The sequence below is a fragment of the Kribbella polygonati genome, assembly GCF_050320105.1.
Classification (GTDB): domain Bacteria; phylum Actinomycetota; class Actinomycetes; order Propionibacteriales; family Kribbellaceae; genus Kribbella.
On record NZ_CP190129.1, the window covers coordinates 2,216,879 to 2,231,825 of the forward strand.

Below are 14,947 nucleotides of genomic sequence, written 5' to 3' on the forward strand. Positions count from 1 at the left end.
TGTCGGTGACACCGGCGACAATTGCCCAGTGCGTAATGATCCGTCGGTGCTGCACGTCGACCTGGACGCGTTCTTCGCGGCCGTCGAGCAGCGGGACAAGCCGTCGCTGCGGGGCAAGCCCGTGGTCGTCGGCGGGATCGGCCTGCGCGGAGTCGTGTCCACGGCGTCATACGAGGCCCGGCGGTACGGCGTCCGGTCGGCGATGTCCACGGCCGAAGCACGCTCGCGCTGTCCGCACGCGGCGTACCTGGGTCCGCGGTTCGAGGTGTACCGGGAGACCAGCCGGGCGGTGATGGCGGAGATGCGGGCGCTGTCGCCGCTGGTCGAGCCGCTGTCGGTGGACGAGGCGTTCGTCGACCTGACCGCGAGCGGGCTCACCGGGCTGACCGTGGACGACGTACGGGCGATCGCCGGCGATCTGAAGGAGGCGATCCGGAAGGTCAGCGGCGGATTGACCGCGTCGGTGGGCGCGGGGACGTCGAAGCTGATCGCGAAGATCGCCAGCGACCTCGACAAGCCCGACGGCGTCGTGGTGGTGCCGGCCGGGACCGAGGCGGAGTTCCTGGCGCCGATGCAGGTCACCGTGATCCCTGGGGTCGGTCCGGCGACCGCGCAGCGGCTCAGCATGGCCGGCGTCCGCACCGTCGCCGACCTGCAGCAGCTGGACGAGGACGAGCTGATCCGCCAGGTCGGTTCGGCGCACGGCACCAGCCTGCACCGGCTCGCGGTCGCGGCCGACGACCGCCCGGTGGTGAGCGACCGGGAGACGAAGTCGGTCAGCGTCGAGGACACGTTCGAGACCGACGTCATCGACCGCGCGCTGCTCACCGCGATCAGCGACCGGATGGCGCACCGGGTCGCCGAGCGGCTCGGCAAGGCACAGCTGTCCGGGCGGACCGTCACGGTCAAGACGCGGATGCACGACTTCACCACACACACACGGTCCTCGACGCTGGCCGGGCCGACCGACGACGCGCGGGTGATCGCCCGGGTGGCGCGCCGGCTGCTCGAGGAGAGTGAGATCGGCGGCGGCATCCGGTTGCTCGGTGTAGGCGTGTCGTCACTGGCCGACTGGATCCAGGACGACCTGTTCACCGAGGACGAGCACGCGGCGAACCCGATCGAGGTCGTGGAGCTGCCGTCCCGGGCGCGCGACCAGCGCGGGTACTACCCCGGCCAGGACGTCGAGCATCCGGACCACGGGCGCGGCTGGGTGTGGGGTTCCGGGCGCGGGCGGGTGACCGTCCGGTTCGAGACCGCGGACACCCCGGCGGGACCGGTGCGGACGTTCTCGGTCGACGACCCGGCGCTCAGCAAAGTGCAGTACACGGGTGCGGATGCTGACGGCGAACCCGAAAACGACCACAATGGGTCGGGTGACTGACGAGCGGCGGGGTGTGTACCCGTTCTGCGCGCCGTGTACGGCGGCGTCGGAGGCCTGGCGTGCCGCCGAACTGACAGGACCGAAGGGTGGCCGGTTCTACGGCCACCACGACGTCTGCGAGAACTGTGGGTCCTCGGTGCGGACCCTCTACAACACGGTGCTGTGGGTGCCGGTGTCGAAAGCCGGGCGGTACCGGATCATCCCGACCGGCGGCCGTTCGTACGTCGCCCGCCGGGTGGTCGACGGGCCGCTGCCGGCCGTCGTACGGCGGGAGCCGGTGTCGGCCGCGCATCCGGAGCTGGACGCGAGTCCGGAGTACCGGCTGGCCGAGGCGTGCTGGGCGGAGAGCGAACCCGGGCACGCGCTGCCGCACTACCAGGCGGCGCTGGTCGAGCGCGAGACCGTGCTGGCCGCGGACGACCCGGCGACGTTGCGGGTCCGGCTGCGGGTCGCGCAGGGGCTGCTGGCGACGGCGAACTACGGGCGGGCGATCGCGTGGTTCGAGCTGATCACGCCGCAGCTGGTCGCTGTCTTCGGGCCGAGTCACGAGCTGACGCGGGCGGCGGCGGAGGCGGTGACCGGTGCGCGGCTGATGGTGGGCGGGCCGCGGTCGGAGGCGCTGCTGCTGACCGACATTGTTGCCGCTGACATCGATCGGCTCAGCGCCGCGGATCCGCAGTTGTTGCGCGATCGGGCAGCGTTGGGGAAGGCGCTGCTGGCGTGCGGGGACATCTCGGACGCGGTGGAGGCGCTGATCCAGGTCGTGAGTGACGCCGTACCTGGGCATCCTGACACTGCTGTTTACCGGGCGGCGTTGACGGAGGCTTGTGAGGTCGCGGAGGCGCGGGGGAAGAAGCGCGACGTGCAGCTGGCCGGGGCGGCGCGGCAGTTGCTCAGCCGCGCAGACGCACCGACAAGCAGGTGACGCAGCCTTCCAGCTTCTCGAACTCGCTGATATCGACGACGATCGGCGTGTAGCCGAGGGTTGCGAACAGCTCGGCCGACTTCGGTGCGGAGGCGGCCATCAGCAGGCGGTCGTCGTCCAGCAGTACGACGTGCGCCCCGGCTTCCTCAGGCACCGCCCGAAAGCTGTCGAACACCCCCAGGTCGTCGACGAGCGGCTCGTACCCAATCACAGTCCCATCGGGCAGGGCAGTCACCGCCGACTTCAAATGCAACACCTTCCGAACAGGAACAGCACGTACCTCCACCCCACCCACCGCGCCTACCGGCGCGGCGGGCGCGGCGGGCGCGGTGGGTGGGGTGTGTGCCGCAGGCGGGGTTTGCGTTGCCGGTGTGGTGGGTGGGGTTGTCAGGGCTGCGCGGAGTTGGTTGATGCCCTCGGCGTTGGTGCGGCCGCCTTGGCCTACGTAGATGGTGGGGCCGATTTTGAGGACGTCGCCGCCGTCGAGGGTGCCGGGGGCGGTGATGGGGACGGTGCGGTAGCCGTGGGTGGCGACGGTTTCGGCGGCGGCTGCGGCTTCGGGGCGGCGTTCGCCGGCGCCGGCGCGGGCGATGACGGCGATGTCGCCGTACACGACCATCGTGTCCTCGACGAAGGCGCTGTCGGGGCAGTCGTCGAGCGGTGGTACTTCGATCGTGGTCCAGCCGGCGTCGTGCAGCGCGGCGACGTACGACTCCCACTGCCGCATCGCCAGCGCGACGTCCACCGGCTGTCGCTCGATGTGCGTGACGAGGCCCTCGGCCAGGCGCGGGCTCGGGCGGCGGATCAGCGCTCTCTGCATGCTCACAGCACCAGTTTGAGGCCTTCGTCCGCCGCGATCACCTCCCCCGCGAACACCGCCTCCGCCTCGCGCACCGACACAGCCCGGTCCGACCCGGGCCAGAAGTGCGTCAACAGCAACCGCCGCGCACCCCGGGCACCGCGTGCGGCTTCGGTCGCCGTCATCAGATACTCGTCCGAAGCATCACCCTGCAGCGTGGCATCCGAGATGAACAGGTCCGTCCCGTCGGCAAGCCTCCGCAGCTCCGCCGACGGCCCGCTGTCCCCCGTGTAGGCAACAGAGACCCCAGGCGCCGCCAACCGCACCCCGACGTTCGTCTTGTAGTGCGGCAACTCCACCGCCAGTACGTCGAACGGCCCGAGCCGCGTCGTCGACGCCAGGTCGTGGACGTCGAACACCTCCGCCGGATCCGGCCGCGGCTCGAGCGCCCGCAACACCTCGAGCGTCCCCGGAGTGCAGTGCAACGGGATCGGGTCGGCCCCAGGCGCCTCGTAGTGCCGGACCCGCGCGAGCGCACTCACGTCGACACAGTGATCCGGATGCTGATGCGTCACCACGACCGCATCCACCGCACCCCCCGGGCAGTACTCCAGCAACCGCGGCAGCGTCGCGTACCCGAGATCCAGCACCACCCGGAACGCGTCGTACTCCAGCAGGAACCCGGCGCACGCCCGCCCCGCCTCCGGCCACGCACCGCACGACCCGAGGACGGTCAGCGACCTCACGCGAACGGCTGGTTCGACGGCACGATCTCCTTGCCGAGCGGCAGCAGCGAGACCGGGATCAGCTTGAAGTTCGCGACGCCGAGCGGGATGCCGATGATCGTCAGGCAGAGCGCGATCCCGGTGGTCAGGTGGCCGAGCGCCAGCCACCAGCCGGCGAAGACGATCCAGATCAGGTTGCCGAGCAGCGCGCCCGCGCCGGCGGTGGGCTTGTCGACGACGGTCCGGCCGAACGGCCACAGCGTGTACCCGGCGATCCGGAACGCGGCGATGCCGAACGGGATCGTGACGATCAGCACGCAGCAGATGATCCCGGCGACCGCGTACCCGACCGCCAGCCAGAACCCGGCCAGCACCAGCCAGATCAGGTTGAGAAGCGTCTTCATGCCTCCCAGCGTGCCACCTGACGGGTGTGTTCCCGGACGAGATCGGCGACAAGCCGGGGTTCGTTCCGGGGCATCCAGTGGCCGCCCCTGACCACCTTCACGGTCAGGTTCGGGGCCCAGCGGGCGAGGTCGGTCTGCAGCGGGGTCGTGACGAACGGGTCCGCGTCGGGTGAGACGGCGAGGACGGGTACGTCGGTACGCCGTTCTGCCGGCCGTCGCAGCCGTGGGATGACGTTGGCGCGGTACAGCTTCATGCCGTTGACGTAGTCGCTGAGTTCACGGTTGTCGTCGGGCGGTTGTGGTTCGAGGCGGTCGAAGGCGCGTTGGGCCCAGCCTTTTCGCCAGGCGAGCTCGGGGAGGTACGGGAGGTGGAAGTAGAAGATGTACCAGGAGTGGAGCAGTTGTTTGAGTGCTGCTCTGTCTCCGCGGCGGATGAAGTACCCGGCGTGATCGAGTGATGGCCCTGAAATGCTGGTGAAAGAGGTGACCTGGGCTTTCAGGTGGGGGTCGGTGATGAAGTGCCAGGCTTGGATGGAGCCCCAGTCGTGGGCCAGGACGTGGACCGTGCGGCCGTTGAGCACTGCCTCGAAGTCTTCTTGCAGACGGTCCAGGGCGTACGCTGACGCGTTGCTCGGGTGGTCGGATTCACCGGCGCCGCGGACGTCGTACGTGATGACTTCGAAGTCTTCCGCGAGGTTCTCCGCGACTGGCCTCCACAGCGTGGCGTTGTCCGGGTACCCGTGCACGCAGACGAGAACCGGGGCGCCCGGATTGGGGTAGGTGGTGACGGCGATCCGGGTGCCGTCGGCGCTAGTAGCTGTCGACTTCGAGGGTGGCAAAGGTCATCCCCGCTTTCACCAGACGGTTGCGCAGCGCCGGGCCCATCGCCGCGGCGGTGGTGGTTTGACCGGCAGTCTCCGGCAGGTCGTCGAGCGCGAGACACAAGGTGCTCTCACCCAGCATCTTCGCGGTCTCGTCGTACCCGGGGTCGCGGCCGGCGACCTCGGTGATGACCTGTTTGCCGCCGCCGCGGCCGACGAAGCGGACGTTGAACCACGAGCGCGCCCGTGTCTCCGCACTCGGCCCGTCACCGGGCTGCAGACGCTTCAGCAGCGCGTTCCGCACCGGCGGAATCTGCGCGCCGGCCGCCAGCAGACCGACACCACCGATGCCCGCGGCAACAGTCGGCAGCCGTTTCAGTGCTGCGTAGTGCGAGTACCGGAAGTCCGGCCCGTACCGCTCGAGCAGCCGGCCCGAGAATCCGACGATCTGCGGATCGATCGTCGGCAGCGGCACCGCCCAGAACCCCTGTTCGCGGTGGATCGTCCCCGCCACGGCGCGTGCCTTCCGGCCCTGCGGACGCGGCTCGGCGGCCCGCCGCGCCCGATGCGCCTCCAGGTTCTGCTTCGGTCGCGAGAACGCCGTGATCGCGGTGTGGAACGTCCCACCCGACGGCCGTCCACCGGCCCGCAGCAGCCCGTCGACCTGGATCGGCACGTTCTCCGGCAACTGCTCCACGGTGAACTGCACGCCGAGGTCGTACGGGATCGAGTCGAACCCGCACGCGTGCACGATCCGCGCACCGGTCTCGGTCGCGCGGTCGTGGTACCGCACGTACATCCGGTCCAGGAACTCCGGCTCCCCGGTCAGGTCGAGGTACCCCGTGCCCGCCTCGGCACACGCCGCGACCGGCGCCTCGCCGTACTGCACGTACGGCCCGACCGTGGTCGCGACGACCTTCGCCGACTCGGCCAGCTCCCGCAGCGAGCGCGGATCGGTGACGTCGGCGTACACGATGTCCCGGCCGAACCGCTCGAGCTTCGACTTGTTGCGTCCGGCAACAGCCCACCGGAACCCGTCCGGCGCGTTCTTCGCCAGGTACTCCGCGGTCAGCGCCCCGGTGAACCCGGACGCGCCCAGCAGTACGGCGTCGTACGCGCGGCTCATCGGCCCGCGGCCTTCTCCGCGTCGGCCAGCCCGCCCGCCCCGGTCGGCCGCGACGAGGCCTCCGCGCCGCGGGCCTGGACGTCGGCGAGTGCGGCCGCGTCCGCCTTCGGCACGCTGAACCGGGAACCGGCCTCGATGATGTGCGGCAGCGCCCAGCGGACGACCTTCAGCGCGCCGATCCAGCCCGGCACGTGCACGGTCCGCGAGCGCTTGGTGATCCCCTCGACGAACTTGCCGACCGCGAAGTCCAGCGGGTACGTCCGGCTCACCATCGGGATCCCGGTCCGGACCTTGCCGAACACCGGGTGCGTGTCGACGCCGCGCACCATGTCGGTGTCGACGAACGTCATGTGCGCGACCCCGACCCGGACGCCGAGGTGCTTCAGCTCCGGCCGCAGCGTGTCACCCATCGCCTCGACACCGGCCTTCGCCACGTTGTACGACGCCAGCCCCGGGATGTGCACGATCGCGGCCAGCGACGACACCAGCAGCAGGTAGCCCTTGCTCTCCAGCAGGTACGGCAGCGTCAGGTGCACGGTCTTCCAGACGCCGAGCAGGTTCACGTCGATGACCCGCTCCCACGCCTTCGGGTCCATGCTCCGGGTGAAGCCCGGCGAGGCGATCCCGGCGTTCGCCATCACGACGTCGATCCGCCCGTACCGCTCCGCGATCCCCTCGACGGCGGCCTGCAGCGAGTCGGCGTCGGTGACGTCGGCCTCCCACCAGCCGGCGTCCGGGCCGCAGTCCTCGGCGACCTTCTTCAGCTCGTCCGGCTCGAGGCCGACCAGCGCGAGCTTGGCGCCGCCTTGCGCCAGCTTCCGGGCGACCGCGGCGCCGATCCCCCGGGAGGCTCCGGTGATGAGCACGACTTGACCGGCCAACGGACGCATCGGGAACCTCCAGCTTGTTGAGTGGATACTCAACAGTAAGTGCTTGTTGACCATTTACTCAATAGACTGTCCGCTATGAGCCGGACCACTTCCCGCCTGCGCCCGGACCAGCGGCGGACGCAGATCCTCGAGGCCGCCCGCCGGGTGCTGCTCGCGGACCCGCACCGGGAGCTCACCGTCGAACTGGTCGCCGCCGAGGCCGCCGTCTCCCCCGCGCTGCTGTTCCACTACTTCGGCTCGAAGAAGAAGTTCCAGTACGCCGTGATCGAGGAGGCCGCCGCCGAGGTCATGCTGCGGACCGCCCCGGACCCGTCGCTGCCGCCGGACGAGCAACTCCGGGCCGGCATCCGCGCGTTCGTCCGCGCCGTCCTCGAGGCTCCGCAGCTGTACCGCGCGACGCTGCTGATGTCGGCGGCCGGCGATCCGGAGATCCGGGCGCTGCACTCCGACCTACGGCGGGTGTTCAGCCAGTGGGTGATCGGCGCGGTCGCCGAGCGTGGCATCGAGGTCACCCCCGTCGTCGAGCTCGCCTGCCACGGCTGGCAGGGTTACGTCGAACAGACCCTGCTGGTCTGGATCGACGACCCGACCGTCTCGCCGGAGGCTCTCGAGCACCTGTGCGAGCGATCGCTGGACGCCATTCTCTCTACGACAGAAGAGTGAGATGAACAAGTTCTTCCTGATCGTCCACATCCTCGCCGCGATCCTCACCGTCGGCCCGATCACGGTCGCGGCCAGCATGTACCCGCCGCTGGCGAAGAAGCTGCTGACCGCCGAGACGCCGGACGCGGGCGGCCTGCAGGTGCTGCACCGGATCACCCAGGTGTACGCGTGGGCGAGCCTGGCGGTCCCGCTGTTCGGATTCGCGCTCGCGGGCAGCATGCACGTGATGGGCGAGGCGTGGCTGATCATCTCGATCGTTCTGACACTGGCCGCCGCGCTGGTGCTCCCATACCTCGTGGTACCGGCCCAGTCGGCTGTGCTGGCCGTCGCCGGCGGTACGCAGGAGGAGCGAGCCCGCGTACTGCCCAAGGCGAAGCTGCTGTCGATGACGTCCGGGATCTTCGCGCTGCTCTGGCTGGTCGTACTGGTCCTGATGGTGGTCAAGCCCGGTCATCACGCAGGGTAAGGTGCCAGCCGTGCTGACGGTTGCCACGGTGAACGTGAACGGGATCAGGGCCGCCTTCCGGCGCGGGATGGGGCCGTGGCTGCAGGACGTCGACCCGGACTTGTTGCTGATGCAGGAAGTTCGCGCGCCGGACGACGTACTGCGGGAACTGCTCGGCGCCGACTGGAACATCGCGCACGCCGAGCCGGCGATCGACGGGCACAAGGGTCGCGCCGGTGTCGCGGTGGCGACCCGGCGACCGGTCAAGGGCGAGCGCGGCGAGCTCGGGCCGGAGCGGTTCGACGGCACCGGGCGGTGGGTCGAGGCGGACGTGGTGCTCGACGACGGGTCGACGCTGACGGTGGTCAGTACGTACGTCTTCACCGGCGAGTTCGAGACACCGCCGCGGCAGGAGGAGAAGTACGCGTTCCTGGACGCGATCACCGCGCGGCTGGCCGAGCTGCGCGCCGACGGCCGGCACGTGCTGATGTGCGGCGACCTGAACATCGCGCACCGCGAGGAAGACCTGAAGGCCTGGAAGGCGAACCGGAAGAAGAGCGGCTTCCTGCCCGAGGAACGCGCCTGGCTGGACCGCCTGTTCGAGGCCGGCTGGGTCGACCTCGGCCGCAGGTTCGGTGGTGAAGGACCCGGCCCGTACTCCTGGTGGTCCTGGCGCGGCAAGGCCTTCGACAACGACGCGGGCTGGCGGATCGACTACCAGATCGCCTCGCCCGAGTTCGCCGCCACCGCGAAGAACTGCGTCGTCCACCGCGCCCCGACGTACGCCGAACGCTGGAGCGACCACGCCCCGGTCGTCGCGACGTACGCCGTCTAGAACACCTACGGTGGGACCCATGAACGCAGGCCCGCCCTTCGTGCTGCCCACCCCAGCTGTCGCGACCACGACGCACGACGGCCTGACGCTGCATCTTCCGAGCACCTCGGAGCCGTCGCCGGCCGTGCTGCTGATTCACGGAGTTCCGTACGCCGCGCAAGACCGGCCGCAGCCCAGCGCGTGGCACATCTACCGCGGGTACGCCGCGCAACTCGCCGGCCTCGGCTGCGTCGCGGTGACCGTGGACCACAGCCCCGACGGACTGCCCGACGAGCACCGCTCCCTGGCGGCGATCTCGAAGGCGATCGACGCCGTCCGTGCGCATCCGCAGGTGGACAGCGACCGCATCGCGCTGTGGTACTTCTCCGGCGGCGCACCCCTGTCCGCCGGCTTCCTGCAGACTCCGGCGGCCTGGCTCCGGTGCGTCGCGCTGACGTACCCCGTGCTCGGCGACTCCGAGCTCGTCACGATCCGCGGCGTACCTCCGGTCGAGGCCGTCCGCGGAGCCCGCGGGCTGCCGATGGTGCTGACGCTGGTCGGGAACGAGTTGCCGGACGTTGCGCTCACGCAGCCGCCGTTCGTCGACGCCGCGCGGGCGGCCGGCGTCGAGCTGCGGGTGATCGACGTACCGAACGGGCGGCACGGGTTCGACGTACTGGATCACACCGACGAATCGCGCCGGGCCGTCGGCGACGCATTGGCTGCCGTGACTGAGTACCTGCGGAGCTAGCCGGGTAGTCTCGCCGCATGGCTGAGAACTCTCCTGTGACGCCGCCGACTGCGGCGCGGAAGCCGGTGGAACGGACGCACCACGGTGACACGTTCGTCGACGAGTACGAGTGGTTGCGGGACAAGGACAACGACGAGGTACTGGCGTACCTGCGCGCCGAGAACGCCTACACCGAGGCGCGCACGGCACACCAGGAATCGTTGCGTGAGGCAATCTTCAAGGAGATCTCGGACCGCACGCTGCAGACCGACCTGAGCGTGCCCGCCCGGCGCGGCGGGTACTGGTACTACTCGCGCACGATCGAGGGCAAGCAGTACGCGCTGCACTGCCGGGTGAAGGCCGACGGCGACCAGCCGCCCGCGACCGACGGCGCGATCCCCGGCGAAGAGGTGATGCTCGACGGTAACGAGGTGGCGGGCGACTCCGAGTTCTTCTCGCTCGGCACCGTCGACGTCTCCCCCGACGGCCGCCTGCTCGCGTACTCCGTCGACGTCAAGGGCGACGAGCGCTTCACGCTGCGGATCAAGGACCTGAGCACCGGCGAACTGCTGCCCGACGAGCTGCCCGACGTGCACTACGGCTCCGCGTGGTCCGCGGACAACTCGACGCTCTTCTACACCAAGGTCGACGACGCCTGGCGCCCGTACCAGGTCTGGCGGCACGCCCTCGGTACGACGGACGACGTCCTCGTGATGGAGGAGCCGGACGAGCGGTTCTGGATCGGGGTCGACCTGACCCGCAACGAGCAGGCGATCATGATCGCCCTCGGCAGCAAGCTGACCAGCGAGGTCTGGCTGCTCGACGCGCAGGACCCGGCCGGCCAACCGGTCGTGGTGGCGCCGCGCCGCGAGGGCGTGGAGTACGACGTGGAGCACGCCGGCGACCAGCTGCTGATCACGCACAACGCCGACGCCGCGAACTTCTCCCTCGCCTCCGCGCCGCTGGACTCCCCCGGCGACTGGACGACGCTGATCGAGGGCGACGAGACCAGCCGGCTGCTCGGCGCGGACGCATTCGCCGATCACGTCATCCTGTACCGCCGCCGGAACGCGCTCACCGAGCTGGCGATCATGCGGCGTACCGGCGACACCTTCGGCGCCCCGGAGGCGCTGCGGTTCGACGAGCCGATCTACACGGTGTCGCCCGGGCGCAACGACGAGTGGCAGGACACCCGCTACCGGTTCGGCTACACGTCGCTCGTGACGCCCGGCTCGACGTACGACGTGGACGTGGCGACCGGCGAGCGCCGCCTGCTGAAGCAGCAGCCCGTGCTCGGCGGCGTCGACCTGAGCGACTACACGCAGTACCGCGAGTGGGCGACCGCGCCGGACGGGACCGAGGTGCCGATCTCGATGGTCGCGCGCAAGGACGTCGCGAAGGACGGGAACGCGCCGGTCGTGCTCTACGGGTACGGCTCCTACGAGAGCTCGATGGACCCCTGGTTCTCGATCCCGCGGCTGTCGCTGCTGGACCGCGGCGTGGTGTTCGCGATCGCGCACGTGCGCGGCGGCGGCGAGCTCGGCCGGCACTGGTACGACAACGGCAAGATGCTGACCAAGCGGAACACGTTCACCGACTTCGTCGCGGCCGCCGAGCACCTGGTGCGGGCCGGCTGGACCAGGCCGGAACGGCTCGTCGCGCAGGGCGGCAGCGCCGGCGGCCTGCTGATGGGCGCGGTCGCGAACCTGGCCCCGGAAGCGTTTGCCGGAATCGTCGCGGAGGTCCCGTTCGTGGACGCGCTGACCACGATTCTGGACCCGTCGCTGCCGCTCACCGTGATCGAGTGGGAGGAATGGGGCAATCCGCTCGCGGACCCCGAGGTGTACGCGTACATGAAGTCCTACTCGCCGTACGAAAACGTCGGCGCGCAGCACTATCCGGCGATCCTGGCGATCACCAGCCTGAACGACACCCGGGTGTTGTACGTCGAGCCGGCGAAGTGGGTGGCGAAACTCCGCGCGACCGCGACCGGTGATTCCGGCGTCCTGCTGAAGACCGAGATGGAGGCGGGACACGGCGGCCGCAGCGGGCGGTACGACGCCTGGCGCGAGGTCGCGTTCTCGCTCGCGTGGGAACTGGACACCCTCGGCCTGAGCTGAAAAAGCGGAATTTACCGCCCCTTGATGTGTGTTGTGCAACACATCTCGGGGCGGTGCTGCGCGCAATGAGGAATTGCTGCCAGGAACTCTCAGGGAACCTTCAGGGTGTTTACACACTGGTACCGGAATCTTGAACCCTACTCGAGCGTTGCTCTCCATGTAACGACGAAGGGAGTTTCGGTGGCTCGCATGGCTCGTGTCCGCAGCACGGACGACGGTATCGACGGCAAGGACAGCGTTGGCCTCTACCTTGAGGAGATCGCGCGTACGCCTCTGCTGACGGCTGAGGAAGAGGTCGAGCTCGCTGAGACGGTCGAGGCAGGACTCCTGGCGGAGCAACTGCTGGCCGAGGGGCGGGTTGGACGGAAGAAGGGCGGAGCGCCCAAATATGCGACGGAGGAGGAGCTGGAGTGGCTGGCCGACGAGGGCCGGCGCGCACAGCAGCGGTTCGTGACCGCCAACCTCCGGCTCGTGGTGTCGATCGCGCGCCGCTACGGGCGGTCCCAGATGCCGCTGCTGGACCTGGTCCAGGAGGGCAACACGGGGCTGATCCGGGCGGTGGAGAAGTTCGACTACCGGAAGGGATTCAAGTTCTCGACGTACGCGACCTGGTGGGTCCGGCAGGCCATCACCCGCGGTATCGCGCAGCAGGCCCGGGTGGTCCGGCTGCCGGTGCACGTGGTGGAGCAGCTGAACCAGATCGGGTCGGCACGGCGCACGCTGGAGCGCAAGCTCGGGCGCGAGCCGGAGATCGAGGAGATCGCGCTGGAGCTGGGACTGGACGAGGAGCGGGTCACCGAACTGATCCGCATCGGCCGGGACCACATCAGCCTGAACAGTCCGGTCGACGACGAGGGCGAGACCTCGCTGGGTGACCTGATCGCGGCCGAGACCGCGCCGGGTCCGGACCAGCTGGTCGCGGACGCGTCGGACCGCTCGGGCCTGTTCAGCCTGGTCGACCAGCTCGACCCGCGGTCGGCGGACGTGATCCGGCGCCGGTACGGCCTGCACGACGGCCGGCAGGCCAAGCTGGCCGACATCGGCGCGGTGCACGGCATCTCGGCGGAGCGGGTGCGCCAGATCGAGCGCGAGGCGCTGGGCCGCCTCCGCCTGCTGGCAGACCCGACCCTCGCCGCGTAGTACCTCACCCCGAAACCCCTCAGGACCCCTGGGCCACGATCTGGCCCGGGGGTCCTTTCGGTTGTCAGGCGGCCTTCGAGTTCCAGGAGTCGATCAGCGCCGGCAGCTCGGACAGGCGCTGGACGGTGGCGTCCGGCGTACCCTCCGTGTGGCCGACCTGCTCGCGAGGGATCGCGCTGTGCGGCAGGTGCGCCGCGCGCATGCCGGCGTTCTGTGCGCCCCAGACGTCGTCGAACAGCCGGTCGCCGACGAACAGGCACCGGGACGGATCGGACACTCCGACCGCCGCCATCGCCGCCAGGAACGCCTCCGGGTGCGGCTTGGTGTGCGCGATCTCGCTGGTGTAGACCGCTCCGTCGAACAGCTCCAGTACGCCGTCCCGCGCGAAGATCTCCTCGTGCCGCCGGCGCGGCCAGATCGTGTTCGACAGGACGCCGAGCTTGAGTCCGCCGGCCCGCAGCGCCCGCAGCGTCTCGACCGCGTCCGGCTCGAGAACCGTGTGCGGGTCCCACTGCCGCTCGTACTCCGCGAGGCCGTCCGGCGTCATCGCGATCTCGGCCAGCGCACACACCTCGTCGAACGTGGCGCTCCGATGCTCGTCCCGCGACCGCCGCCAGACCGAGCCCTCGGCCGCGACCAGCCGGGCCGCCAACTCGTCCGCGTTCGCCTCGTCGAGCACGGTGGTCACCGCCCGCCACGTGTCCTGCAGGGAGATGTCGTGCCAGGTTGCCAGCGTGCCGCCCCAGTCGAACAGCACGGCCTCGATCTTCACGTTCGTCACGCGGCACAGCCTGCCAGAGCCGGCCGACAATTCTCTCGCCGTTTCAGCTCAGCCGGCTGACCTCGCGCCGCCGGGCCAGCCAGATGACCGCGAACGCGTACGCCCCGAGGCAGATCACGTCGGACGCCAGCAGCGTCCACGGTGCCCCGCCCTGCTGGTTCCACTGGCTGCCGTGACCCATTGCCAACGGCAACAAGAACGCGACGAGATTGTTCGTCGCGTGCAGCGCGATCCCCGACTCCAGTCCCCCGGTCCGGACCGTCAGCCAGCCGACCGTCACCGCGAACAGGAACACGTCCGCCATCGCCCACCCGGTGTACCCGTGCGCCGACACGAACGCGGCCCCGCCGACCACGATCCCGGGCCACGGCGACCGGAAGATCCGCCGTACCCACGGCGCCCGGCCCTCGGCACTGTCCGGCCCGTACGCCCCGATCGCCTGGATCACCCAGCCGCGGAACACGAACTCCTCCGCCGCCGACTGGAACGGCACCAGCACCAGGATCAGCAACGCCGGTCCGGCGAACGCCCCGAAGCCGATCCAGGAACCGCCCTCGTCGCCGATCGCGTCCTGTGGCGGGAAGACCGCGTCGACGAGCAGGCCCATCAGATACGACAGCACGACGTACCCGAGGGCCGGCAGGCAGCACCAGAGCAGCCAGCGCCAGCGGATCCTGTTCAGCACCGAGGCGACGCTCCAGAACGGCCGCCGCTGCACCAACCACGCGGCCAGGCCGACGAGCGGCGTCAGGACCGCCAGTAGTGCCAGCGAGAGCGCCAGGTTCTCGGTGTCGCTCGGGAAGATGTCGGCGCCCTTCGGCGCCGGGAACGGTCCGGCCACGAACTCGTGCACGATCAGCCACGCCACCGACAGGGACAACATGACGATGAACGCCGTCGCGGTGAGCAGCACCGTGCCGAGGATCGGGCGCCACCACGTGTGCTTCGGCGTCCGCGCGAGCCGGTGGTACGGCGTACCGGGCAGCGCCGGCACCACCCGCGGCTCACGGTACCGGTACGGCAGGCCCGGATGACCGTACGGCTGAGAGTAAGGCTGTGCGTACGGCTGCAGGTACGGCCCCGGCGGAGGCGGCTGGTGCCCCGGCTGGGAGTATGGGCCCGGTTGCGGAGACGGCCCGGGCTGTTGCGGGTCCATGACTGGACTCTAGAAGATCGGGCC

General features: G+C 70.1%; 16 protein-coding genes. 8 read left to right on the top strand and 8 right to left on the bottom strand.

The window, feature by feature from the left end; all coding sequences use genetic code 11:
* The first annotated feature begins 28 nt into the window (after positions 1 to 28).
* Entirely contained in the window at positions 29 to 1,384 is a 1,356-nt protein-coding gene (locus ACQHIV_RS10485; protein ID WP_427893291.1) for a DNA polymerase IV, read from the top strand.
* Positions 1,377 to 2,309 (top strand): hypothetical protein, encoded by a 933-nt coding sequence (locus ACQHIV_RS10490; protein WP_427893292.1) that lies wholly within the window; start codon positions 1,377 to 1,379, stop codon positions 2,307 to 2,309. Before ACQHIV_RS10485 ends, ACQHIV_RS10490 begins: the two co-directional genes overlap by 8 nt.
* On the opposite strand, the gene ACQHIV_RS10495 is transcribed toward ACQHIV_RS10490, so the two are convergent.
* From ACQHIV_RS10495 to ACQHIV_RS10520, 6 genes are read right to left on the bottom strand one after another with little or no spacing between them, the layout of a single operon-like run.
* Complete coding sequence (locus tag ACQHIV_RS10495) at positions 2,278 to 3,129, bottom strand: dimethylarginine dimethylaminohydrolase family protein (RefSeq protein ID WP_427896452.1); 852 nt, start codon at positions 3,127 to 3,129, stop codon at positions 2,278 to 2,280. The genes ACQHIV_RS10490 and ACQHIV_RS10495 overlap by 32 nt on opposite strands.
* Before the next feature lie 2 nt (positions 3,130 to 3,131).
* Positions 3,132 to 3,854 (bottom strand): MBL fold metallo-hydrolase, encoded by a 723-nt coding sequence (locus ACQHIV_RS10500; protein ID WP_427893293.1) that lies wholly within the window; start codon positions 3,852 to 3,854, stop codon positions 3,132 to 3,134.
* Positions 3,851 to 4,237 carry a YccF domain-containing protein gene (locus tag ACQHIV_RS10505; protein ID WP_427893294.1) on the bottom strand — a complete coding sequence of 129 codons (387 nt, stop codon included), beginning with the start codon at positions 4,235 to 4,237 and terminating at the stop codon, positions 3,851 to 3,853. Before ACQHIV_RS10505 ends, ACQHIV_RS10500 begins: the two co-directional genes overlap by 4 nt.
* The gene (locus ACQHIV_RS10510) at positions 4,234 to 5,076 is read right to left on the bottom strand and encodes an alpha/beta fold hydrolase (RefSeq protein ID WP_427893295.1); all 843 of its coding nucleotides are present in this window, start codon (positions 5,074 to 5,076) and stop codon (positions 4,234 to 4,236) included. Before ACQHIV_RS10510 ends, ACQHIV_RS10505 begins: the two co-directional genes overlap by 4 nt.
* Positions 5,048 to 6,184, bottom strand: coding sequence for a saccharopine dehydrogenase family protein (locus ACQHIV_RS10515; protein ID WP_427893296.1), 1,137 nt, complete (start codon positions 6,182 to 6,184; stop codon positions 5,048 to 5,050). The genes ACQHIV_RS10510 and ACQHIV_RS10515 overlap by 29 nt, the downstream gene beginning before the upstream one ends.
* A complete protein-coding gene (locus ACQHIV_RS10520; RefSeq protein ID WP_427893297.1) occupies positions 6,181 to 7,074 on the bottom strand; it encodes an SDR family oxidoreductase in 894 nt (297 codons plus the stop codon). The genes ACQHIV_RS10515 and ACQHIV_RS10520 overlap by 4 nt, the downstream gene beginning before the upstream one ends.
* Positions 7,075 to 7,149: 75 nt before the next feature.
* On the opposite strand from ACQHIV_RS10520, the gene ACQHIV_RS10525 reads away from it, so the two are divergent.
* From ACQHIV_RS10525 to ACQHIV_RS10550, 6 genes are all read left to right on the top strand, one after another.
* Positions 7,150 to 7,737, top strand: coding sequence for a TetR/AcrR family transcriptional regulator (locus tag ACQHIV_RS10525; RefSeq protein WP_427893298.1), 588 nt, complete (start codon positions 7,150 to 7,152; stop codon positions 7,735 to 7,737).
* A 1-nt stretch (position 7,738) separates the two neighbouring features.
* Entirely contained in the window at positions 7,739 to 8,203 is a 465-nt protein-coding gene (locus ACQHIV_RS10530) for a DUF2269 family protein (protein WP_427893299.1), read from the top strand.
* 10 nt (positions 8,204 to 8,213) lie between these two features.
* Entirely contained in the window at positions 8,214 to 9,017 is an 804-nt protein-coding gene (xth, locus tag ACQHIV_RS10535; protein ID WP_427893300.1) for an exodeoxyribonuclease III, read from the top strand.
* Between the two features lie 19 nt (positions 9,018 to 9,036).
* Positions 9,037 to 9,747: an alpha/beta hydrolase gene (locus ACQHIV_RS10540; protein ID WP_427893301.1), complete on the top strand. Its 711-nt coding sequence runs from the start codon at positions 9,037 to 9,039 to the stop codon at positions 9,745 to 9,747.
* 17 nt (positions 9,748 to 9,764) lie between these two features.
* A complete protein-coding gene (locus tag ACQHIV_RS10545; protein WP_427893302.1) occupies positions 9,765 to 11,846 on the top strand; it encodes a S9 family peptidase in 2,082 nt (693 codons plus the stop codon).
* A gap of 180 nt (positions 11,847 to 12,026) precedes the next feature.
* Positions 12,027 to 12,986 carry a sigma-70 family RNA polymerase sigma factor gene (locus ACQHIV_RS10550; RefSeq protein WP_427893303.1) on the top strand — a complete coding sequence of 320 codons (960 nt, stop codon included), beginning with the start codon at positions 12,027 to 12,029 and terminating at the stop codon, positions 12,984 to 12,986.
* Between the two features lie 64 nt (positions 12,987 to 13,050).
* Here the strand turns inward: ACQHIV_RS10550 and ACQHIV_RS10555 are convergent, their stop codons facing one another.
* Together ACQHIV_RS10555 and ACQHIV_RS10560 are read right to left on the bottom strand one after the other, a co-directional pair.
* Positions 13,051 to 13,767, bottom strand: coding sequence for an HAD family hydrolase (locus ACQHIV_RS10555; RefSeq protein ID WP_427893304.1), 717 nt, complete (start codon positions 13,765 to 13,767; stop codon positions 13,051 to 13,053).
* 43 nt (positions 13,768 to 13,810) lie between these two features.
* On the bottom strand, positions 13,811 to 14,923 hold the full coding sequence (locus ACQHIV_RS10560) for a CPBP family intramembrane glutamic endopeptidase (protein WP_427893305.1): 1,113 nt from the start codon (positions 14,921 to 14,923) through the stop codon (positions 13,811 to 13,813).
* Positions 14,924 to 14,947 lie beyond the last annotated feature (24 nt).

Bases quoted from the DNA above. Each gene is read 5' to 3' on its own strand.
- ACQHIV_RS10495 (WP_427896452.1), bottom strand. From the start codon at position 3,129: ATGCAGAGAGCGCTGATCCGCCGCCCGAGCCCGCGCCTGGCCGAGGGC.
- ACQHIV_RS10505 (WP_427893294.1), bottom strand. From the start codon at position 4,237: ATGAAGACGCTTCTCAACCTGATCTGGCTGGTGCTGGCCGGGTTCTGG.
- ACQHIV_RS10515 (WP_427893296.1), bottom strand. From the start codon at position 6,184: ATGAGCCGCGCGTACGACGCCGTACTGCTGGGCGCGTCCGGGTTCACC.
- ACQHIV_RS10520 (WP_427893297.1), bottom strand. From the start codon at position 7,074: ATGCGTCCGTTGGCCGGTCAAGTCGTGCTCATCACCGGAGCCTCCCGG.
- ACQHIV_RS10525 (WP_427893298.1), top strand. From the start codon at position 7,150: ATGAGCCGGACCACTTCCCGCCTGCGCCCGGACCAGCGGCGGACGCAG.
- ACQHIV_RS10530 (WP_427893299.1), top strand. From the start codon at position 7,739: ATGAACAAGTTCTTCCTGATCGTCCACATCCTCGCCGCGATCCTCACC.
- ACQHIV_RS10540 (WP_427893301.1), top strand. From the start codon at position 9,037: ATGAACGCAGGCCCGCCCTTCGTGCTGCCCACCCCAGCTGTCGCGACC.
- ACQHIV_RS10545 (WP_427893302.1), top strand. From the start codon at position 9,765: ATGGCTGAGAACTCTCCTGTGACGCCGCCGACTGCGGCGCGGAAGCCG.
- ACQHIV_RS10560 (WP_427893305.1), bottom strand. From the start codon at position 14,923: ATGGACCCGCAACAGCCCGGGCCGTCTCCGCAACCGGGCCCATACTCC.